This is a genomic window from Streptomyces sp. NPDC033229 (genome assembly GCF_055576875.1).
The window spans coordinates 15870-36327 of the sequence record NZ_JBVIQR010000024.1 but is presented as its reverse complement, the minus strand read 5'-3'; the positions used below and the strand labels follow the sequence as shown (position 1 = coordinate 36327).

The window sequence follows — 20458 nt, the reverse complement described above, 5'->3', positions numbered from 1 at the left end:
GCGGGCTTTTCTTCCCTTCTCCTCTCCGTCAACGCCCCCCCCACCTCTCCCTCCCCCCCCCCTCCCCCCACCGCCGCGCAGCGGAGGTGCACCCCCGCCAAGCCGCCGGCCAGGCGCTAGCGGCGCGCCACACCCTCCGCACGCGCGGCGGCCGCGACGGCGGCCGTCACCGCGGGGGCGACCCGCTCGTCGAACGGCGACGGGATGACGCAGTCCGCGCTCAGCTCGTCGGCGACCACCGCGGCCAGCGCCTCGGCGGCCGCGAGCTTCATGCCCTCGGTGATCCGCGAGGCGCGGACCTGGAGGGCGCCCGCGAAGATGCCGGGGAAGGCGAGCACGTTGTTGATCTGGTTCGGGTAGTCGCTGCGGCCGGTCGCGACGACGGCCGCGTACTTGTGCGCGACGTCCGGGTGGATCTCCGGGGTCGGGTTGGCCATGGCGAAGATCAGCGCGTTCGGCGCCATCTTCGCGACCGCCTCCTCGGGGACCGTGCCGCCCGAGACACCGATGAAGACGTCCGCGCCGTCCAGCGCGGACGCGAGCGTCCCGGACCGGGCCGCCTTGTTGGTGAAGCCCGCGAGCTCCCGCTTGACGTCCGTGAGGTCGTCGCGCTCCTGCGAGACGATGCCCTTGCGGTCGCAGACGACGACGTCGCCGATGCCCGCCTCCACCAGGATCCTGGCGATGGCGACCCCGGCCGCACCCGCGCCGGAGATGACGGCGCGCAGCTGGCCGAGCGTACGGTCGGTGACCCGCGCGGCGTTGCGCAGGGCGGCGAGCGTGACGACGGCGGTGCCGTGCTGGTCGTCGTGGAAGATCGGGATGTCCAGCCGCTCCTGGAGCTTGCGCTCGACCTCGAAGCAGCGCGGCGCGGAGATGTCCTCCAGGTTGACGCCGCCGAAGGAGGGCGCGAGCCGGACCACGGTCTCGACGATGTCGTCGACCTCCCGGCAGTCGAGCGCGATCGGCACCGCGTCCACGCCGCCGAACTGCTTGAAGAGGATCGCCTTGCCCTCCATCACGGGCAGGGACGCCTCCGGCCCGATGTCGCCCAGTCCGAGCACCGCGCTGCCGTCGGTGACGACGGCCACGACCTGGGACTTCCAGGTGTAGTCGTGGACGAGCTCGGGGTGCTCCGCGATCGCGCTGCACACCTTGGCGACGCCCGGCGTGTAGGCCAGGGACAGATCGTCCTTGTCACGCACCGGGACGGTCGACACGACCGCCATTTTGCCGCCTCGGTGCAGCGCGAAGGCCGGATCGAAGAACTCGTCCCGAGTCTCGTCCGTGCTCTTGTCGCTGGGAGGATTCACGATCTCCGCTGCCACTTTCTTGACCCCTTTGTCGAATTGCAGTCGAGGGTAGCCGCCCCTGGTTTTGAGGGCGGGTCGGGCATCACGTCCGTACCGGTCCGGCGGATGGGCCGCACGGGCGGTGTCGCGCGGGGGGTGGTGCCGCGCGAGGGATACGGACGCCGGGCACGCGCACCGCGCACGCGCCCTGAGCCCCGGGTGAGGGGTGTAACTGGCTTTTCTATCAAATGAGCGCTACGGCCGACGAGTGAGATCCGCCGCTGTGTGCCACGGCACGCACATCTGTCGGCGAAAACCGTGTCAACTGGTGCCGGAAGTCCACGGAGTGAGACAAGCAGTACGTGATGTGCGTCTCACGCCCCTCTCGGACCAAAGGGGAACACGGTCGTCCACTAGTAGGAACACCCCGATACCGCACGCCGATCACCCGTTATCCGATTTTGACCTGGCTAGCCCCCCGAACGGTGCAGTCCAGATGGCAAGATGCCCCAACCGCACGAGGTCGCGACACCCGCTGTCGTGTGCTTGTCGATCTCGGCGCCGATCCCATGTGACCAGCGAGAACATTCGGCTATCCCCTCACCCGCAGGAGGAACCAGCAATGACCGCAAGCTCCATCCATCGCCCGGCTGCCGCCAGGAGTCGTTTGGCCGCCGCCGGCGCGATCGCGGTCGCCGGCGCTCTCCTGCTGACCGGTTGTGGCGATCAGCGGAACAAGACGACCGCCGGCGGCGACCAGACCGTCAAGGGCTCCTCGGCCCCCCTCTTCGCCAAGCTGCCGAAGAACATCCAGGACGCCGGGGTCGTGAAGGTCGGCTCCGACATCGCCTACCCGCCGGTGGAATTCAAGAAGGACGGCAAGGTCGTCGGCCTCGACCCCGACATCGCCGCCGCACTGGGCAAGGAACTCGGGGTGAAGTTCGAGTTCAACAACGGCACCTTCGACTCGCTGCTGATCGGTATGCGCTCCAAGCGCTACGACATCGCGATGTCCGCGATGACCGACTCCAAGGACCGGCAGAACGGCATCGACTCCAAGACCGGCAAGAAGATCAGTGAGGGCGTCGACTTCGTCGACTACTTCACCGCCGGCGTCTCGATCTACACCAAGAAGGGCGACACCAAGGGCATCGACTCCTGGGACGACCTCTGCGGCAAGAAGATCGCGGTCCAGCGCGGCACCGTCTCGAACGACCTGGCCAAGTCCGAGTCCGAGAAGTGCGAGAAGGACGACAAGGACGCCATCTCGATCGAGGCCTTCGACACCGACCTGGAGGCCCAGACCCGCCTCAAGGCCGGTGGCGTCGACGCCGTCTCCAGCGACTTCCCCGTCGCCGCCTACGCGGTGAAGACCTCCGGCGGCGGCAAGGACTTCGAGACGGTCGGCGAGCAGGTCGAGGCCGCCCCTTACGGCATCGCCGTCTCCAAGGAAAACGCGCAGCTGCGGGACGCCCTCAAGGCGGCCCTCGAAGCGATCATCAAGAACGGTGCGTACGAGAAGGTCATCAAGACCTGGGGCGTCGACGCCGGCGCCGTCAAGGAAGCCAAGATCAACGGCGGTTCCTGACCCTTGCCCTCCCCTCGTACGGCACGCTGAAAGGCCATACCCGTGACTGCTTCTTCCGATAAGCCAGAGCCCGACAAGCCGGGTCCGGACTCCCCCGAGCCGGAGAACAAGGACGCCGCGAACCCCGCTGCGGACAAGCCCGCCGACGAGTCGGGTGACGCGAAGGCGGCTGAGAAGGCCGCCGACAAGCCCGCCGACGCGGCTGGCGAAACGCCCGCCGACGAGACGCCCGCCGATAAGAAGCCTGCCGACGCGGCTTCCGACGACAAGGCTTCCGCCGACGAGGCCGGCGACAAGAAGGCCGCCGACGACAAGGCAGCCGAGGCGAAGGCCGCCGACAAGCCGTCGCTCGACAAGAAGAGCGGAGACGACTCGAAGGCCTCCGCCGGCAAGCGGACCGTCGCCGACACCCCGCCGCCCGGCAAGGGCACGGGCAAGGCCAAGACGGCCGCCGCCGCGATGCCCGAGGCCATCAAGGCCATCCCCGTCCGGCACTACGGCCGCTGGGTCTCCGCCGTCGTCGTCCTCGGCCTGCTGGCGCTGCTGGTGAACGCCTTCGCCACGGCGAACGTGAACTACAACGCGATCCCCGACTACCTCTTCAATTCGACGGTCGTCGAGGGCCTCGGCAAGACGGTCCTGATCTCGGTGCTCGCGATGGTGCTGGGCCTCGTGCTCGGCATCCTGCTGGCCGTGATGCGGCTGTCGAAGAACCCGGTGACCTCGTCCGTCTCCTGGGCCTATATCTGGTTCTTCCGGGGCACCCCGGTCTACGTCCAGCTGCTGCTGTGGTTCAACCTCGCGCTGATCTTCCCGTACATCAACCTCGGTTTCATCTACCGGGACGAGATGAGCGACTTCATGACCCCGTTCATGGCCGCGCTGCTCGGCCTGGGGCTCAATGAGGCCGCGTACATGTCGGAGATCGTCCGTGCGGGCATCCAGTCGGTCGACGAGGGCCAGACCGAGGCCTCGCACGCGCTGGGCATGAACCAGGGCAAGACGCTGCGCCGGATCGTGCTGCCGCAGGCGATGCGCGTGATCGTGCCGCCGACCGGCAACGAGTTCATCAACATGCTGAAGACCTCGTCGCTGGCGGCGAGCGCGGCCCAGTACCTGGAGCTGCTGCGGTCCACCTCGGACATCGGCCAGACCACCGGCGCCACGGTGGAGATGCTGTTCCTCGCGGCCACCTGGTACCTGATCCTGACCAGCGTCTTCAGCGTCGGCCAGTACTACCTTGAGCGGCACTACGCCCGTGGCTCGCTGCGCAGCCTGCCGCTCACCCCGTGGCAGAAGGTCAAGAAGAACCTGGCGACCGTCGGTCACCGTTCCCCCGGAGGTATGAGCGCATGAACGCGATGGTGAAGGCCGAGGGCGTCCACAAGTCCTTCGGCGCCGCGCACATCCTCAAGGGCATCGACCTCGAGGTCGCCCCGCGTGAGGTGTTCTGCCTGATCGGCCCGTCCGGCTCCGGCAAGTCGACCTTCCTGCGGTGCATCAACCACCTGGAGAAGATCAACGCCGGTCGGCTGTCCGTCGACGGCGAGCTGGTCGGCTACCGCCAGAAGGGCGACAAGCTCTACGAGCTCAAGGACAGCGAGGTCGCTCTGAAGCGGCGGGACATCGGCATGGTGTTCCAGCGCTTCAATCTCTTCCCGCACATGACCGCGCTGGCCAACGTCATGGAAGCCCCCATGCAGGTCAAGGGCGTCAGCAAGTCGGTGGCGCGCGAGCGGGCGATGAAGCTGCTGGACCGGGTGGGCCTCGCCGACAAGGCGGGCAATTACCCCTCCCAGCTCTCCGGCGGCCAGCAGCAGCGCGTGGCGATCGCCCGCGCGCTGGCCATGGAGCCGAAGCTGATGCTCTTCGACGAGCCGACCTCCGCGCTCGACCCGGAGCTGGTCGGCGACGTCCTCGACGTCATGCGGGGCCTGGCCGAGGACGGCATGACGATGATCGTCGTGACGCACGAGATGGGCTTCGCCCGCGAGGTCGGCGACGCGCTGGTCTTCATGGACAACGGCGTGGTGGTCGAGTCCGGCCACCCGCGTGACGTCCTGACCAACCCGCAGCACGACCGGACGAAGTCGTTCCTGTCGAAGGTGCTCTGACGGATCACCGCGAACGCACAGCGCGGGGGTACGGGCCGTGACGGCTCGTACCCCCGCGCTGTTCCGCGGTGGGGGCGGGCGGATCTCAGTCGGTGTGGAGGTGGACGATCGTGCCGCGCAGGGTGATGCCCTCGCCCTTCGCGAACGACGACGTGGTGCCGTCCGCGAAGACCACATGGCCGGAACGGTCGCCGGCCCTGCCGAATATCGCCGACGTGATGTTGACGTCGACGTCACCGGAGCCCGTGTAACAGGGGTCCGTCAGCGACGACCCCATGAAGAGGCGGAACTGCAACTGGGTCGTGTCGCCGGGGTTGCACCGGACCCTGTGCAGCGGGGTCGTGGCCGCGTTCGCCGGAGCGATGGCGAGGGCCGCACCCGAAGCCGCGGCAAGCGCGACGGCCGCGAGCTTGGCCGACCTGACGAAACGCATGGGTCCCCCTTCTCTCAGCGGGTGGGGCGGGTCAGTCGGTGTGGATGTGCACCACGGTCTTGGCGGAACCGAAGGTCGTCCCCTTGGTGAAGTTCACCTTGGTGCCGTCCTCGTAGATCACATAGCCGGAGTGGTCACCGGCCCTGCCGAATATCGAAGACGTCACGTTGACGTCCAGGTCCCCGGAGCCCTTGAAGCAGGCCCGCGGCCACAGCGACACAAAAGCCTGGAACTGCAGCTGGCCGGCGCCCGAGGCGCACTCGACCGCCGTGAGCGGCGTGGTGGCGGCGTTCGCCGGAGCGGACGCGAGCGCTGCACCCGAAGCCGCGGCGAGCGCCACGGCGGCGAGCTTGGCCGACTTGACGAAACGCATGGATATCTCCTTCTCTCAGTGGTGGGCGGGCTCAGTCGGTGTGGATGTGCACCGCGTTCTTCGAGCCGGCCTCGGTGGGCCTGAAGGCGGCGCCCTTGGTGAACGACACCTTGCTGCCGTCCGCGAAGACCACGTAGCCGGAGTGGTCACCGGCCCGCATGTAGAAGATGTAGTTCACGTTGATGTCCAGGTCCCCGGAACCCTTGAAACAGCCCATGGGCCACGGCTGGACGAAGCCTTCGAACTGAAACTGGGTGGTGTTCTCGCGGTCACACGTGACCGGCGCCAGCGGCGTCGTGGCGGCGTTCGCCGGAGCGGACGCGAGGGCCGCGCCCGAAGCCGCGGCGAGCGCCACGGCGGCGAGCTTGGCGGACTTGATGAAACGCATGGTTGCTCCTTCTGACAGTCGTGGGCCGGGCTCAGTCGGTGTGAATGCGCACCACGGTCTCCGAGTTGCTGGGGACGTTGATGTGGCCCCCCTTGGTGAACGACACCTTGGTGCCGTTCGCGAAGACCACGTAGCCGGAGTGGTCACCGGGCCGCCCGTACATCACGTTCTTCACGTTGACGTCCAGGTCCCCGGAGCCCTTGAAACAGCCCAGGGGGAAGAACGAGACGAAGCCTTCGAACTGAAGCTGCGTGGCATCGGAACGGTCGCACTCGACCGCCTTGAGCGGCGTGGTGGCGGCGTTCGCCGGAGCGATCGCAAGGGCCACACCCGAAGCCGCGGCAAGCGCCACGGCGGCGAGCTTGGCCGACTTGACGAAACGCATGGGTATCTCCTTTTCACAAAGGTGAGGAACCCGTTCATCGTCCGTACCGCGTGATCGCGCCACCACCCGGATTGCAGCTAACTGCCATGCGAAAAAAGGAGGTTGACCTTTTCAGGCGCCGGACTACTTGAGCGCGAGCACCATGGCATCGGAGGGCGAGCGCCACACCGTGCGGGCCTCCGCGAACCCGGCTTCGCGCAGGGTCGCCGCGTGCCAGTCGGCGGAGGGCGTCTCGCCCTCGGCGTGCTCGCCGTAGATCGCGAACCGCTCGGCGGTGGGCCCGGCCAGCACCGGGTCGGCGGCGGCCAGCTCCCACCAGGCACGCCAGTCGAGGGCACCCTCGGCCTTGGCGCGGTCCATGCGGGCGTGCCGCTGGGCGCGGTCGGCGGCGTTGATCCGGGGCGTCGTGGCGTCCGGCATGTGGTCGGCGTTGAGGAGGACGCCGCCCTCGCGGACGAGCCCGGCGAGCTGTCCGTACAGCGCGCGCAGCGGTTCGAGGTGGAGCCAGTGCAGGGCGGTGGCGGTCAGGACGGCGTCGTAGGAGTCGTACGGCAGCTTCGCGGTCCAGGCGGGATCGGTGAGGTCGGCGGTCACGAACTCCACGCGCGGCTCGTCGGCGAAGGTGCCGCGGGCGATGGCGAGCAGGGCGGGGTCGAGGTCGACACCGACGGAGACGGCCTTGGGGAAGCGCTCCAGCAGCCGGCCGGAGATCGAGCCCGTGCCACAGGCGAGGTCCAGCACCCGCGCCTCGGCCCCGGCGAAGGCCTCGACCATGTCGAGCATGACGCGGAAGCGCTCCTCACGGTCGGGGAGGTACCACTCCTGCTGGCGGTCCCAGCTGGCCTGCCAGGCGTTCCAGTCGGTGTTCGGGGTCCCGGTCATGGTGGTGCCTCCCACGCGCGCAGTCCTGTAATACCCTCGGTACTGAACCGACCATTACTGATCGACAGCAGCGACCCTAGACCGCCTCCGTAAGGACCACAAGTGGAACTGGCCTATTACTCGGACTATGCCGTGCGGCTGGTCAACAGCGAGGAGCCCACGCGCGGCACGGACGCGCTCACCTCCGTCGAGGCCGTTCGGGACCTGTTCGGCGCGGGCGCCCAGGGCGCGCGGCGCGCGACCGACAGCGACGTCACCCGGCTGCGCGCGGTGCGGGCCCGGCTGCGCGCGGTCTTCGAGGCGGCGTCCGAGGGCGACGAGGTACGGGCCGTGGACCTGCTCAACGCGCTGCTGATGGAGTTCCCGGTCAGCCCGCAGGTCTCGGGGCACGAGTTCCGCGACGAGGACGGCCGCCCCAAGTGGCACATGCACATCGCCGACCACGCGGTGAACGCCGGCGCGTCCTACACCGCGACCGCCTGCATGGGCCTCGCCGTGCACCTCACGGAGTACGGGGTCGACCGCCTCGGCATCTGCGAGGCGAGCCCCTGCCGCAACGCCTACCTCGACACCTCCACCAACCGCTCCCGCCGCTACTGCTCCGACCGCTGCGCCACCCGCGCCAACGTCGCCGCCTACCGCGCCCGCAAGCGCCGCGAGAACCAGGAAGCCACGCGCCCGGAGGACGGCTCGGGCGACAACGGCCGCACGGCCGAGGCGATCCAGGACAGCAGCGCGACCGCCGACCGCTGACCCGCCCCGGGTGGCCGCCGCAGCCGCAGCCGGGCGCGGGCCACCACGAACTCGTCCGGCACGGTGCCGAACTCCCGGCTGTCGTTCTCCACCAGCGGGTTGTCCCCCACCACCCACCACCCGCCGGCCCGCCGCTCGACGGCTCGCTTGACGATCAGCAGATCCTGCCGGAAGGGGTGCCGCAGCACCACCACGTCACCCGGCCGGACGGTCGCCCCGTACTGGACGACGATCTGATCCCCGGGGTTCAGGGTCGGCACCATCGACGGGTTGTAGACCTCGGCGAGCCCGATCCGCAGCAGTCCGCGACGCTCGCGCTCCAGCTCCTGACCGCGCTCGTCCACCTGCTCCTGCACCACGGCACCTCCCGGTCCGTTCCGCCACCGGTCCCAGACTGTCACCGGTCTTTTGTCCTAAGCCCCCCGGGGCACCCGAGAAAAGCCTTCCCACACCGAGTAATCTCGCACCTGAGAAGACGATCACGAGGAAGGACAGCACATGCTTTCCCGCCTGTTCGCCCCCAAGGTGAAGGTCAGCGCCCACTGCGACCTCCCCTGCGGCGTGTACGACCCTGCCCAGGCCCGCATCGAGGCCGAGTCGGTCAAGGCAGTCCAGGAGAAGTACCTGGCCAACGAGGACGCGCACTTCCGCGCCCGCGCCACGGTCATCAAGGAGCAGCGCGCGGAGCTGGCCAAGCACCACGTCTCGGTGCTCTGGAGCGACTACTTCAAGCCGCCGCACTTCGAGAAGTACCCCCAGCTCCACCAGCTGGTCAACGACACCCTGAAGGCCCTGAGCACCGCCAAGGCCTCGACGGACCCGAAGACCGGTGAGAAGGCGCTGGAGCTCATCGCGGAGATCGACAAGATCTTCTGGGAGACGAAGAAGGCGTGACGTGGGCCTAGGCCCACCGTATTTGTCCGCACCCGGCCCGTAGGGCTCCTGACAGGGAGCCCATGACGGACCGGGTGCGGTCGTTCTCCCGGGCTGCCCGACCGTCACACCATGGCGAGCAGCGCGGCGAATCGGGCGTTGCTCGACCGCGCGGCGGCGGGGCCGACGACGGTCTCCCACTGGCGGCAGTTCGCCGAGACGAACGCCGCCACGGCTTGGGGGTCCGCCGATGCCCAGCAGGGAAGCCGGGCGGTCCACGTCCGGACGTCATCGGCAGTGCAGTCGGCTTCGAGCAGCCGTACGGCCGTGTAGGCGATGTCCACCCAGGCGGGGCCGAGGGCCGGCGTCGCCCAGTCGACGAGGTACGCCCGGCCGTCGGTGACCATGAGGTTGTGCGGGTTGGTGTCCGTGTGCAGGAGCGTCTCACCGTCCAGGAGGCGGAGCTCCGCGGGGCCGAGGAACCGCGTCCAGCGGTCCGCGAACCTGGGCAGGGTGGTGTGTCGCGGGGCGCGGAGGTTCTGGGCCGTACGGAGTACCTCCGCGACCAGTGGCAGGTCGGCCGACCCGGGCGACAGATCCGCGTGGCGTCCCTCGATGTGCTCGAACCCGAGTAATTCCCAGCCGTCGGCCGCGATCCGCCAGCGGAGCCGAGGGCCGACGTCGAGGACGTAGGGATTCACCATCGCTTCCCACCGCTGCGCGGCGCACGCCTCGGCGTCGTGCAGGGGCACGCCCTTCACGAACGTCGAGCCCCCGGCCGTCGTCAGGGTGGTGGCCGTGGCGCAGTTGAGGCCGTGCGGGACGGCACCCACGGCGATGACGGGCCCGGTGCGGGCTTCGACGGCGGCGCGGAGGGAATGGGGTAGGTCGTTCCAGTGGGTGCGGGGTGTCATGGGGTTCTTCCCTGGTGGGGCGGGAGCTGTCAGCCCCGCCCCACTATTGGCCGAACTACTGCGTGGTTCCGCACTTACGGCATCGCGTCGCGCCACTCCATTGGGCCCAGTCGTGGTCGCAATCGTCGCTCATGGTGCCCTCCTCGCATTCCGGTGATCGAGTGAAGGATCATCCGACATCCTCGCTCCGGGGGAAGCGGCTCGCTTGCGCCGCGTCCGCAGCCAAGAGATTCAGCCGTTCGACCGAATTGGCGGCCCGGACGGCACAGGTCTTCCAGGTGTGGCCGTTCGGGTGCTCGACGCTGATCATTCCATTGGGGGCCACGGTGGCCCGAGGCCGGACAGTGGCCGCTTTGCCTTGGCTGCTCACCACTTGTCTGCCCGAGCAGCGTACGACAGCCCGCTGCCCCATCAGCCTCTGAACGCCTACCCGCTCCCCGCACTGACTTCAATGGCGACGATCGGACCCTCGGGTGGGTGATCAACGTATTGGGGGTACATGTCTGCGTGGCGGCCGGGTACGCCACGGTCACGAAGGTCCGCGGCAGTTCCTGCCCCCACGCCTGGCTCGCCCTCACCGGCGTGGGTCGCCAGGCCCTCGCAGGGCACATCGCCGAACCCCGACGCATTGTCGAAATGGCGGAGACGGACCTGTGAACGTAGGGCGTGGCGCCCAGCGGCGAGACCGGAACGGCCCGCGAATCAACCTGAATTGATCTTCAGGAAGCGGTCTCCGCCAGGCAATGCTGAGCGCATGCGCAAACCCCTGGAGGACGAAGGCCGACAGCCGGCGGAACGGCGGCGGGGGCCCGTCTCGGTGCGGAGTCGTCTGACGTTGGTCGCCGCGATCGCGGCCTTTCTGCCCCTGAGTGTCGGGGCGGTGGTCGCCGCCGTCTCGGCACGCGGCTATCTCCTTGAGGAGGCCCACGTCTACGCGAGGACGAGCGCGAGCCACGCCGAGCCCGTCCCCGACTCTCTCCGTGGGGATCCCCGGGTGGAGATCCAGGTGCACCGGATCAGGGAACTGTCGTCACTGCGCGACGGGAGAATTTTGCAGTCGACGTACGTCACCGTCCTGCACGAGGACGAACCGGCGCCGCTGTCCCTGCTTCCCTGGACCGACCCCGCCGACCGGCAGCCCTTCCTGGAGGACGTGTTGCCCCGGGGCACCGAGCCCGACGACCCCTTGCTGTATGTCTACAGTCCGCTGCGGTACGAACAAGCCCGGTTGAACACCCTTGTCTGGGGGCTGGCCGTCGCCGTGACCCTGACGACCGGGCTGGTGGCGGCCGCCACCTGGTTCGCAGCCAAGCGCGTACTGCGGGCGGCGGCACCTAATGATTCGCCATGAAAGGGGCCTCCCGGTTGGATGTGGTCATACATCCGCACAACTGGGGGACTTATGTTCGATGTCTTCGCCCTGGCGCTGCCCAGTCTGTTGGCCGTCGGTGGTATCGCGGCGATGATCTGGGCGGTTGTCCGGTTACGCCGGCTCAGATCCGCCTGGCGCAGCGGGCTCACCGCCCACGCCGTCTGTCTGCGTTCGTACGCGACCACGCGGACCCGGCTGAGCGGCTCTCACCGCAGCAGCTCGACCACGCTGACCCACCTCTACGAATTCACCACTCCCGAGGGGCGGACGCTGCGCTTCGAGGAGTCGGGCGGTCCGTCGTCGGTCGTCCCCGGGGACACGGTCCCCGTGCGCTACCCGGCCGGACGTCCCGACCGAGCGACCGCGATTCCGCCCGGCGACACGAAGACCCTGGTGGGCATGAGGGTGCTGCTCGTCTTCCTCACCGTCTTCATCACCGCTTGCGTCGGGTTCGGCATCTTCTACCTGACCGTCTTCAGCGGTCTCAAGGACAAGGCGAAGGACGTCATCGAGCGGTCGGAGGACGGAGTGAACGCCCCCGCCCACAGCCCCAGCGCCCCCGCCCCGCCCACCGGGCCGCCGGACGGCTTCCCCACCGGGCCGCCCGAAGGCTTCCCGACCGGCCCGCCCAAGGGCTTCCCCAGCGACCTGCCCTCCGGATTCCCGAGCGGGTTCCCCGACGGGCGATAGTCAGTCAGCCGTCACAGCGCCTCCGCGGCAGCGGCCACCGCGGCCGCGAAGGCCCGTAGCCGGGCCGTGTCGGTGTCGCGGCGGCGGACCAGGCCGAGGGCCGAGTCCGGCAGGCCGGTGACGGGCACGAAGGTGATGTCGCCCCGGCCGTGATAATCCGCTGTCGGCCGGCACAGCAGCATCCCGCCGCGGTTCGCGGCGACCTGCGTCAGGCCCTCCTGGAGCGTGGTCACCAGCGGGCCCCGGGGTATGGACCGCCCGCCGGGCGTCACGGCCGGGGCCTGGGCCTCGCGCCAGTAGGCGGGCGCGGTGCCGGCGGGGGCGACGAGGGGGCAGTCGGCGAGGTCCTCGGCGGACAGCGAGGAGCGGTCGGCGAAGGGGTGGCGCAGCGACACCGCGAGGGTCTGGCGCTGCCGGGAGAAGACCGGGCCGAGCGCGAGGCCCGGCTCCCGTACGGGCAGCAGCACGATGGCGGTGTCGACCTCGCCCCGGTGGACCGCGCCGAACGGATCGGACAGCGGGATCTCCGTGATGTCGACCGCGCACCCGGGATGGTCCCGCTGGAAGGCGTCGATGGCTTCCATGACCCGGCCGTCGGCCGTGCCCTGGAAGCCGACCCGCAGCCGGCCCGCCACCCCCCGGGCGGCTTCGCGGGCCTCCTCGACCGTGCCCTTGAGCGCGTCGTAGGCGGGCCGCAGCCCGGCGAGGAAGCTCTCGCCGAGCGGGGTCAGGGCGACCCGGCGGCTGGTGCGTTCGACGAGGCGGGCGCCGATACGGGTCTCCAGCGCGCGCAGCAGTTGGCTGACCCGGCTCTGCGTCAGATACAGCCGCTCGCCGGTGCGTCCGAAGTGCAACTCCTCGGCGAGCACCAAGAAGCACTCCAACTCCCGCAATTCCACGCGTCCCACTCCCCGGTGATCGACAAGCCGTGATCGATAAGCCTCGCTCATGGAAGGATGAGACATCCGGCGTTGTTCCCGGGCGCACGGCTGCCGAGGCTGGGCGCATGTCGAAGATCAACGAATCCGCGGGCGGCTGGCCCGCCGTCGCGGCGGTCGCCGCCGCCACGTTCTCGGTCGTCACGACCGAGATGCTGCCGGTCGGACTGCTCACCCCGATCGGGTCCGACCTCGGCGTCTCGGCCGGTACGGCCGGGCTCACGATGACGGTTCCCGGGCTGGTGGCCGCGGTGGCCGCGCCCCTGGTCACGGCGGCGGCGGGACGCTGGGACCGGCGGTGGGTGCTGGTCGCCCTGATGGGGCTGCTGGCGGCGGCCAATCTGCTGTCGGCGTGCGCGACGGACATCACGGTGCTGGTGGCGCTGCGGGTCCTGGTGGGGGTGTGCATCGGCGGCGTCTGGGCCGTCGCGGCGGGGCTGGCGGTGCGGCTCGTACCGGAGAGGTCCGTCGGGCCCGCCACCTCACTGATCTTCAGCGGGATCGCGGTGGCGTCGGTGCTGGGCGTACCGGCCGGCACACTCACCGGCGAACTGGGCGGCTGGCGGGCCTCCTTCGCCGTCATGGGAGCTGTGTCCCTGACCGTCGCGGCCGCCCTGGCCGTGACGCTGCCGCCGCTGCCCGCCGAGCGGGCGGCCCGGCTCGGGGACGTCCCGGAACTGCTGAAGCACGCGCGCGTACGGGTCGGGCTGCTCGTCATCCTGCTGCTGGTGACCGGTCACTTCGCCGGATACACCTTCGTACGGCCCGTGCTGGAGCGGGTGCCGGGGACCGACGCCGGGCTGATCACCGCGTTGCTGCTGGCCTACGGAGTCGCCGGCGTGGCCGGGAACTTCCTCGCCGGGGCGGCGGTCGTGCGCGGCCCCCGCACGGTCCTGGTGGTGATCTCCGCGGTGCTGGGTCTGGTGATGCCCGCGGTGACGGTCGCCGGAGGCGGCACGGTGGGAGCGGCCGTGCTGATGGTCGTGTGGGGGCTGGCCTACGGAGGGGTGTCCGTCAGCACGCAGAGCTGGCTGCTGGCGGCCGCGCCCGGGGCGCGGGAGACGGCCTCGGCGCTGTTCGTGGCGGTGTTCAACGTGGCGATCTCGCTGGGGGCGCTGCTGGGCGGGCGGGCCGTGGACACGGTCTCGCTGTCCGGCGCGCTGTGGCTGGGCGGCCTGCTGGCGGCTGGGGCGCTGGTGACGACGGCCGCCGCGAGGGCGGCGCGGCCGGCCGTACGGGTGTGAGGTGGCCGTCACACGTATGGCCGGTGGACGGCCCGTACCGATGCGCGGTAATGAGCCGCTGATCGCTGGGTAAGCGTCCGGGTGGACCGAGAAGGAGCCGCCAGATGGTTGTCATCGAATCCCCCGAGGGGGACGCCGCCGGGGCCCGCCACGCGACGGCGGAGTTCCTGGCCCGGCACTGCCCGTGGGCCGACCTCGAGGCCGTCGTGCTCGTTGTCTCCGAGCTGGTCGCCAACGCCATCCGGCACACGGACGGCTGGTGGCGGCTGTGCGTACGGGCCGCCAGAGGCCTCCTCGTAGTGGAGATCGCCGACGCCAGCCCCCGGCCGCCGGAGCCGCGCGCGCCGAGCCTCACCGGCGGCGGCGGGTTCGGCTGGCACATGGTGGAGCGGCTGGCCACCCGGGTGGAGGTGGACCAGCGCCCGGAGGGCAAGACGGTGCGGGCCACATGGCTGCAGCCCGCACCGTCCGTGCCGACACCGACAGGGCCGTCGGCCACGGCACTGTCGGCGGGCTCGGTGGGCTGACCTTGGTCGTCGGCTGACCTTGGTCGGCTGACAGGCGGCTGACGGGACGCTGGTACGACCGGGACGCTGGTACGACCGGCACGAGCGAGAAGGGCGGGTGGCACGAGGGGGTGGCCGACGGAGCGGACCGGCCGTTCAAGCCGGTTCCTGCCCCGTCAGCCGAAGTCAGACGAACCCGTCCCCTCCCCCAGTCGCTACACCCGCTCCAGCAGTCCCGCCCGCAGCTTCGTCAGAATGCGGGCCAGCAGCCGCGACACATGCATCTGCGAGATGCCCAGCTCGGCACCGATCTCCGACTGCGTCATCTCGCCGCCGAAGCGCATGCGCAGGATCTCCCGGTCGCGTTCGCCCAGATTGGCGATCAGCGGCTTGAGCGCGTGCACGTTCTCCACGCCCTCCAGGGCGGGGTCCAGCTCGCCGAGCCGGTCGGCGTAGGTGGCGCCGGACTGTTCGGAGCCCTCGTCCACGGGGGCGTCGATCGACCCGGCGGTGTAGCCGTTGCTGGCGACTATCCCCTCGACGACCTCTTCCTGGCTCAGCCCGAGGTACTCGGCCAGCTCGGCGGCGGTCGGTGCGTGATCGAGGGTCTGGGAGAGCTCACCGGTGGCCTTGGCGAGGTCGACGCGCAGTTCCTGAAGTCGGCGGGGCACGTGGACGGACCAGCTCGTGTCCCGGAAGTGGCGCTTGATCTCGCCCACGATGTAGGGGACGGCGAAGGTGGTGAACTCCACCTCACGTGCCAGGTCGAACCGGTCGATCGCCTTGATCAGACCTATGGTGCCGACCTGGACGATGTCCTCCATCTGGTCACCACGGCTGCGGAAGCGCGACGCCGCGAAGCGCACGAGCGACAGATTGATTTCGATCAGGGTGTTCCGCGCGTACTGGTATTCGTGCGTACCCTCTTCGAGCTCCTGGAGCCGGTCGAAGAAGATTTTTGACAGATCCCGGGCGTCGCGCGGGGCCACAGCGGTCGCGTCCTCGATATACGGCAGCCCCCCGACCGCTTCTTCGGACCGCTGCGTAGCAGCCGCAGAAAGCTCTGTCGCAGATGCCGTGATGGTCACGTCGTCCTCCCCAGGTCCGTGTATTGGCTGAGGTCCGCCTACCCGACCCCAACGCAGGCATGCCTATCAGTTTCGCCGGAGGCAGAATTAACGGAATGGGAGGATTCGCGAAGTAAGTTGAGGGGCCGTCGAGAGTCTCGGGGCGGACAGGATGAACGGGTCGGGTGAGACGAGAGAGACGGGCAGACGAAGGAAGAGGCCAGAGGGACAGGACAGGGAAGCCAACCGTTACCCGCCGGTCGGTTCACCTTTCCCTTCCGGCCACCGCCGAACGTGAACATGCCACGCATGACCGCATCGATCCGGGCCCGCCGCGCCGCCGTCACCACGGCCGTCACCTCCCTGGCCCTGGGCGCGACCCTCGCCTCCGCCCCCGCCCAGGCCGCCCCCGCCCAGGCCACTACTGGGAACGCCACCACGAGCACCACCGGGAACGCCGCCACCGCACGGACCTCCGGCACCGCCGGGCTCAAGGGCGTCGACTACGACACCTGGCAGCGCGACGTGAAGGCCGTCATCGACGAGGCGCGCCCCTACGTCACCGAGCGCACCCGCGACCCGCGCGGCCGGAAGCAGGCCATCGTCCTCGACATCGACAACAGCTCGCTGGAGACCGACTTCCACTGGACGACGTTCCCGACCCCGGCCATCACGTCGGTCCTGGAGCTGACCCGTTACGCCCACGAGCGCGGCGCCGCCGTCTTCTTCGTCACCGCGCGGCCCGGCATCGTCGAGTCCGTCACCGCCTACAACCTCCGCGCGGTCGGCTACCCGGTCAGCGGGGTGTACGTGCGCCACCTCCCGGACCTCTTCCAGGGCGTGAGCACGTACAAGACCGCGAAGCGGGCGGAGATCGAGGCGAAGGGGTACACGATCATCGCCAACATCGGGAACAACACCACCGATCTGGTGGGCGGTCACGCGGAGCGGACCTTCAAGCTGCCGGACTACGACGGCAAGCTGCCCTGAGCCCCGCCGGAGCCGGCCGTGGCGGGCGCGGCGGAGGGCAGAGCTCAGGGCAGCACGGGGAGCGCCGATCCGTAGAGGTCAGGAGCGGTCAGGCACGGGACTTGCTGCGGTCCAGGGCGTACACGCCCAGCGCGGCCAGCGCGATCTGGATGAGCCACTTGATCCAGTCCACGCCCTTGGTGTCGCCCACGCCCAGCAGATGGGCGAGGTAGGCACCGACGAAGGCGGCGACGATGCCGACGGCGATCGTCCACAGCACACCGATGTGCTGTCGCCCCGGGACCACCAGCCGGCCCAGGACGCCGATGATGATGCCGATCACAATCGCACTGATAACGCCGGAGATTTCCACGACTTCCCCTTTACAGCCGGTTTCCTCGTGTTAGGTCTGCCCAGTCGCGACGGGCGCATGTCAGCCCATTGCCCCCGGTCGGGGTGCCTAGACTGGTCCTTCCCGGGCGCGATGCCCGAGAGGGACGGGAGATCAGACAGTGGCCGCAGGCGCCGGGAGCTTCGAGAGCTTCGAAGGGGGCTTCGACGACCCGTCGGTCGATCCGTCGGGCGATCCGTCGCCGGAGGTGCTGGCCGAGGCCGCCGCCGCGTTCGGGCTGCTCGCGTCCTCCGCCCGGCTGCACCTGGTCTGGGCGCTGGCCCAGGGCGAGAGCGATGTGAGCGGGCTCGCCGAGCGGGTGGGCGGCGCGCTGCCCGCCATCAGCCAGCACCTGGCGAAGCTCAAGCTCGCGGGGCTGGTGCGGTCCCGGCGCGAGGGGCGCCGCGTGGTGTATCTCGTGGACGACCCGGATGTGGTGACGATCGTCCGGCTCATGGTCGGCCAGCTCGCCGACCGCAGGGCCGAGAGCGCCGGTTCGCACACCGGTGCCCGGGCCGGACGCCTTCGTGGCCTGGGCGCCTGAGGCCCGTACGGCGGCCGTGCGCGGTGCGGACGGCACAACGCTGGAAGTGCTGCGCGCGCTGGAGAGCGGGCCGCGCGGGCTGGTGGAGGAACAGGCCGAGGAGCGGCTCGTCCGGCACGGTGAGAACACCTTCCCCGGGCGGCGCCCGGACTCCTGGCCGCTCCGTTTCGCCCGCAGCCCGCGTGATCCCTTCACCGCCGTGCTCCTCGTCCTCGGTCTGGTCTCGGCGGCCGTGGCCGCGTGGGGGACGGCCTGCGTCATCGCCGTCCTGGTCCTGGTCAGCTGCGTTCTGCGCACCACGGGCGAGCACCGCGCCGACCGCAGTGCGGCCGCGCTCCGCGATCTGCTCGCCACCACGGCGACCGTCCGCCGCCGGGCCACGGCTGCCGCGCCGCCACTGACCCGCGAGCTGCCGGTCGACCAGCTCGTGCCGGGCGATGTGGTCCTCCTCGCCCCGGGCGACGTGGTCCCCGCCGACCTGCGCCTGCTGCGCACCACGGCCCTCACCGTGCACGAGGCGCCCCTGACGGGCGAGTCGGCGCCGGTGGGGAAGTCCGTGGACGCCGACCGCCCGGCCGACGGGTCGGGGGACGGCGGACCCCGCGCGTTCACCCTCGGCCACCCCCATCTCTGTTTCCAGGGCAGCAGCGTCGTCTCCGGCAGTGGCAGCGGTGTGGTCGTCGCCACCGGGGCCGACACCGTGCTGTCCGGTGCCCTGCCCCGCACCGGCGGGCGCGGGCAGGGGCGGACCCGGCCGCCGAGCCCGTTCGACCGCTCGGTGAACCGCATCGCGTGGACGCTCATCCGGTTCACGCTGCTCACCGCGCCGCTCGTGCTGATCGTGAGCGCCCTGATGCGCGGCCGGGGGCTGGAGACGCTGCCGTTCGCCGTGGCGGTGGCGGTGGGCCTGACGCCGGAGATGCTGCCGGTCGTCGTGACGACCGCGCTGGCACGCGGCGCCGCGCTGCTCGCGCGCGACGGGGAGGTGATCGTCAGACGGCTGCCCGCGCTGCACGACCTCGGCGCCGTCGACGTGCTGTGCGTCGACAAGACCGGGACCCTCACCGAGGACCGGCCCGTCCTCGCGCTCTGCGAGGGCCCGGACGGGAGTGCGGACCCCGAGGTGCTGCGCTGGGCCGCCGTCAACGCCCTGTGGACCCTGCACCTCTCCGAGCTGCCCGTGCCCGATGCCCTGGACGAGGCGATCCTCGACGCGGCCGAGGAGGGCACGCCGGACGGCGGCCGGGGTGAGGAACTCGAGGAATTCGAGGGGATCGACGCTGTGCCCTGCGGGCCCGGCCGACGGCTGTCGACCGCCGTGGTGCGCCCGTCGGGCGATTCCCGGTTCGCTCTGGCGGCCCGCCACATCCTCGTCGTCAAGGGCGCGCCCGAGGACGTCCTGGACCGCTGTGCCCGGGCGGCCGGTGCGGAACTCGGCGCCGACGGGCGGGAGCGGCTCGCCCGCCGCGCCGGGGAGCTGGCCGCCGAGGGCCTGCGCGTGCTCGCCGTCGCCCGCGCCACGCGCCCGGCCCGTAGCCGCCCGTACACCCCGGCCGACGAACGGGATCTGGACTTCGTCGGCTTCGTCGCGCTGAGCGACGCGCTCGCGCCCTCCGCCGCCGAGGCGCTCGGCGTCCTCGCCCGCCACGGGGTGGACGTGAAGGTCCTCACCGGCGATCACCCGGGCACCGCCGCCCGCGTCTGCCGTGAGCTGGGGCTGGCCCCGGGCGAGGTGGTCACCGGCGAGCGGATCGACGCCCTGGCCGATGCGGAGCTGGCCCGCCTCGCCGCGCGCACCACCGTCTTCGCGCGGTGCGTGCCCGAGCACAAGGCCCGGGTCGTCCGGGCGCTGCGGGCCGCCGGCCACACCACCGGGTTCCTCGGCGACGGGGTCAACGACCTGGCCGCGACGGTCGCCGCCGATGTGGGGATCTGTCCGCGCGACGGGGTGGACGTGGTGCGGGACGCGGCCGATGTGGTGCTGGCGTCGAAGGACCTCACGGCCCTCGACCGGGCGATCGTCGCCGGGCGGCGCAGCACCGGCAATATCGCCGCCTATCTGCGGATCGCCCTGTCGTCCAACGTCGGCAATGTCATCGCGATGCTGGTGGCCGGGCTGCTGCTGCCGTTCCTGCCGATGCTCCCGGCGCAGGTGCTGGTGCAGAACCTGTGCTTCGACGCCGCGCAGCTGGCGCTCGCCTTCGACCGCCCCGGACCGGGCGCCGAGCTGCGCCCGGCGCTGCTGCGGCCGCGCGCGCTGCTGCGCTTCGTGTCGGGTTTCGGGCTGCTCAACGCCGTCGCGGACCTGGCCACGTTCGGGGTGCTGGCGCTGGCCCTGCGGTCGGTGGGGGAAGGGGAGGCGCAGTCCGCCTTCCACGCGGGCTGGTTCACGGAGAACCTGCTGACGCAGGCACTGGTGATGCTGCTGTTGCGGTCGGGCTGGCACGCGGCCGAGGGCCGGGTACCGGGGCCGATCCGGCTGGCGACGACGGCGCTGGCGGTGGTCGGTCTGCTGCTGCCGCTGTCCCCGCTGGGCCCGCCGCTGTCCATGACACCGCTGCCGCCGCTGTATTACGGGCTGTTGGCGCTCGTGCTGGTGGTGTACGGGTTGCTGTTGGCGGCTGCGAGGGCGCGCCGACCAAGCCCGTCCGGCGTTTGAGGACGCGCCCGCAGGACGCCCGCCGCCGCAGGCGGCCGGACGGCTCCGCAGCCGACTCTCGGGCAGGTGTGCCGACCCCTGCG

At 70.6% G+C, this 20458-nt stretch carries 24 protein-coding genes; 13 read left to right on the top strand and 11 right to left on the bottom strand.

The window, feature by feature from the left end:
- Positions 1-116: 116 nt before the first annotated feature.
- The gene (locus ACZ53N_RS21375; protein ID WP_469142408.1) at positions 117-1328 is read right to left on the bottom strand and encodes an NAD(P)-dependent malic enzyme; all 1212 of its coding nucleotides are present in this window, start codon (positions 1326-1328) and stop codon (positions 117-119) included.
- Between the two features lie 586 nt (positions 1329-1914).
- Here ACZ53N_RS21375 and ACZ53N_RS21370 point away from each other — a divergent pair.
- The 3 genes from ACZ53N_RS21370 (at position 1915) to ACZ53N_RS21360 (ending at position 4994) form a co-directional block, all read left to right on the top strand.
- The gene (locus ACZ53N_RS21370) at positions 1915-2880 is read left to right on the top strand and encodes an ABC transporter substrate-binding protein (RefSeq protein ID WP_469142407.1); all 966 of its coding nucleotides are present in this window, start codon (positions 1915-1917) and stop codon (positions 2878-2880) included.
- Between the two features lie 459 nt (positions 2881-3339).
- Positions 3340-4236 (top strand): amino acid ABC transporter permease, encoded by an 897-nt coding sequence (locus ACZ53N_RS21365; protein WP_469142483.1) that lies wholly within the window; start codon positions 3340-3342, stop codon positions 4234-4236.
- The gene (locus tag ACZ53N_RS21360; protein ID WP_365214852.1) at positions 4233-4994 is read left to right on the top strand and encodes an amino acid ABC transporter ATP-binding protein; all 762 of its coding nucleotides are present in this window, start codon (positions 4233-4235) and stop codon (positions 4992-4994) included. Before ACZ53N_RS21365 ends, ACZ53N_RS21360 begins: the two co-directional genes overlap by 4 nt.
- A gap of 85 nt (positions 4995-5079) precedes the next feature.
- On the opposite strand, the gene ACZ53N_RS21355 is transcribed toward ACZ53N_RS21360, so the two are convergent.
- From ACZ53N_RS21355 to ACZ53N_RS21335, 5 genes are all read right to left on the bottom strand, one after another.
- Positions 5080-5427: a hypothetical protein gene (locus tag ACZ53N_RS21355; RefSeq protein WP_469142406.1), complete on the bottom strand. Its 348-nt coding sequence runs from the start codon at positions 5425-5427 to the stop codon at positions 5080-5082.
- Positions 5428-5458: 31 nt separating this feature from the next.
- Positions 5459-5800: a hypothetical protein gene (locus ACZ53N_RS21350; protein WP_469142405.1), complete on the bottom strand. Its 342-nt coding sequence runs from the start codon at positions 5798-5800 to the stop codon at positions 5459-5461.
- 31 nt (positions 5801-5831) lie between these two features.
- Entirely contained in the window at positions 5832-6188 is a 357-nt protein-coding gene (locus ACZ53N_RS21345) for a hypothetical protein (RefSeq protein WP_469142404.1), read from the bottom strand.
- A gap of 31 nt (positions 6189-6219) precedes the next feature.
- The gene (locus ACZ53N_RS21340) at positions 6220-6573 is read right to left on the bottom strand and encodes a hypothetical protein (RefSeq protein ID WP_469142403.1); all 354 of its coding nucleotides are present in this window, start codon (positions 6571-6573) and stop codon (positions 6220-6222) included.
- A gap of 123 nt (positions 6574-6696) precedes the next feature.
- Complete coding sequence (locus ACZ53N_RS21335) at positions 6697-7455, bottom strand: class I SAM-dependent methyltransferase (RefSeq protein ID WP_469142402.1); 759 nt, start codon at positions 7453-7455, stop codon at positions 6697-6699.
- 102 nt (positions 7456-7557) lie between these two features.
- Between ACZ53N_RS21335 and ACZ53N_RS21330 the strand changes: the two genes are divergently transcribed.
- Positions 7558-8208: a CGNR zinc finger domain-containing protein gene (locus tag ACZ53N_RS21330; protein ID WP_469142401.1), complete on the top strand. Its 651-nt coding sequence runs from the start codon at positions 7558-7560 to the stop codon at positions 8206-8208.
- Here ACZ53N_RS21330 and sodX read toward each other — a convergent pair.
- On the bottom strand, positions 8091-8564 hold the full coding sequence (gene sodX / locus ACZ53N_RS21325; protein WP_469142482.1) for a nickel-type superoxide dismutase maturation protease: 474 nt from the start codon (positions 8562-8564) through the stop codon (positions 8091-8093). The genes ACZ53N_RS21330 and sodX overlap by 118 nt on opposite strands.
- 142 nt (positions 8565-8706) lie before the next feature.
- Between sodX and sodN the strand changes: the two genes are divergently transcribed.
- Positions 8707-9102, top strand: a complete 396-nt coding sequence (sodN, locus tag ACZ53N_RS21320) for a superoxide dismutase, Ni (RefSeq protein ID WP_130879876.1) — start codon at positions 8707-8709, stop codon at positions 9100-9102.
- Between the two features lie 104 nt (positions 9103-9206).
- Here the strand turns inward: sodN and ACZ53N_RS21315 are convergent, their stop codons facing one another.
- The gene (locus tag ACZ53N_RS21315; protein WP_469142400.1) at positions 9207-9995 is read right to left on the bottom strand and encodes a phosphotransferase family protein; all 789 of its coding nucleotides are present in this window, start codon (positions 9993-9995) and stop codon (positions 9207-9209) included.
- Between the two features lie 477 nt (positions 9996-10472).
- On the opposite strand from ACZ53N_RS21315, the gene ACZ53N_RS21310 reads away from it, so the two are divergent.
- The 3 genes from ACZ53N_RS21310 (at position 10473) to ACZ53N_RS21300 (ending at position 12057) form a co-directional block, all read left to right on the top strand.
- Positions 10473-10652 carry a hypothetical protein gene (locus tag ACZ53N_RS21310; protein WP_469142399.1) on the top strand — a complete coding sequence of 60 codons (180 nt, stop codon included), beginning with the start codon at positions 10473-10475 and terminating at the stop codon, positions 10650-10652.
- Between the two features lie 97 nt (positions 10653-10749).
- On the top strand, positions 10750-11346 hold the full coding sequence (locus ACZ53N_RS21305; protein WP_469142398.1) for a hypothetical protein: 597 nt from the start codon (positions 10750-10752) through the stop codon (positions 11344-11346).
- A gap of 51 nt (positions 11347-11397) precedes the next feature.
- Positions 11398-12057 carry a DUF3592 domain-containing protein gene (locus tag ACZ53N_RS21300; RefSeq protein WP_469142397.1) on the top strand — a complete coding sequence of 220 codons (660 nt, stop codon included), beginning with the start codon at positions 11398-11400 and terminating at the stop codon, positions 12055-12057.
- An 11-nt stretch (positions 12058-12068) separates the two neighbouring features.
- Here the strand turns inward: ACZ53N_RS21300 and ACZ53N_RS21295 are convergent, their stop codons facing one another.
- Positions 12069-12965, bottom strand: a complete 897-nt coding sequence (locus ACZ53N_RS21295) for a LysR family transcriptional regulator (protein ID WP_469142481.1) — start codon at positions 12963-12965, stop codon at positions 12069-12071.
- 98 nt (positions 12966-13063) lie between these two features.
- On the opposite strand from ACZ53N_RS21295, the gene ACZ53N_RS21290 reads away from it, so the two are divergent.
- Both ACZ53N_RS21290 and ACZ53N_RS21285 read left to right on the top strand, forming a co-directional pair.
- Positions 13064-14239, top strand: a complete 1176-nt coding sequence (locus ACZ53N_RS21290; protein ID WP_469142396.1) for an MFS transporter — start codon at positions 13064-13066, stop codon at positions 14237-14239.
- A 104-nt stretch (positions 14240-14343) separates the two neighbouring features.
- The gene (locus ACZ53N_RS21285; RefSeq protein ID WP_469142395.1) at positions 14344-14766 is read left to right on the top strand and encodes an ATP-binding protein; all 423 of its coding nucleotides are present in this window, start codon (positions 14344-14346) and stop codon (positions 14764-14766) included.
- 194 nt (positions 14767-14960) lie between these two features.
- On the opposite strand, the gene ACZ53N_RS21280 is transcribed toward ACZ53N_RS21285, so the two are convergent.
- Positions 14961-15833, bottom strand: a complete 873-nt coding sequence (locus ACZ53N_RS21280) for an RNA polymerase sigma factor SigF (protein ID WP_469142394.1) — start codon at positions 15831-15833, stop codon at positions 14961-14963.
- 288 nt (positions 15834-16121) lie between these two features.
- Here ACZ53N_RS21280 and ACZ53N_RS21275 point away from each other — a divergent pair, with 288 nt between their 5' ends.
- On the top strand, positions 16122-16802 hold the full coding sequence (locus ACZ53N_RS21275; protein WP_469142393.1) for an HAD family acid phosphatase: 681 nt from the start codon (positions 16122-16124) through the stop codon (positions 16800-16802).
- A gap of 88 nt (positions 16803-16890) precedes the next feature.
- On the opposite strand, the gene ACZ53N_RS21270 is transcribed toward ACZ53N_RS21275, so the two are convergent.
- Entirely contained in the window at positions 16891-17154 is a 264-nt protein-coding gene (locus ACZ53N_RS21270) for a GlsB/YeaQ/YmgE family stress response membrane protein (protein WP_356457814.1), read from the bottom strand.
- Positions 17155-17380: 226 nt separating this feature from the next.
- Between ACZ53N_RS21270 and ACZ53N_RS21265 the strand changes: the two genes are divergently transcribed.
- Complete coding sequence (locus ACZ53N_RS21265) at positions 17381-17716, top strand: ArsR/SmtB family transcription factor (RefSeq protein WP_469142480.1); 336 nt, start codon at positions 17381-17383, stop codon at positions 17714-17716.
- Entirely contained in the window at positions 17700-20375 is a 2676-nt protein-coding gene (gene mgtA, locus ACZ53N_RS21260) for a magnesium-translocating P-type ATPase (protein WP_469142392.1), read from the top strand. Before ACZ53N_RS21265 ends, mgtA begins: the two co-directional genes overlap by 17 nt.
- Positions 20376-20458 lie beyond the last annotated feature (83 nt).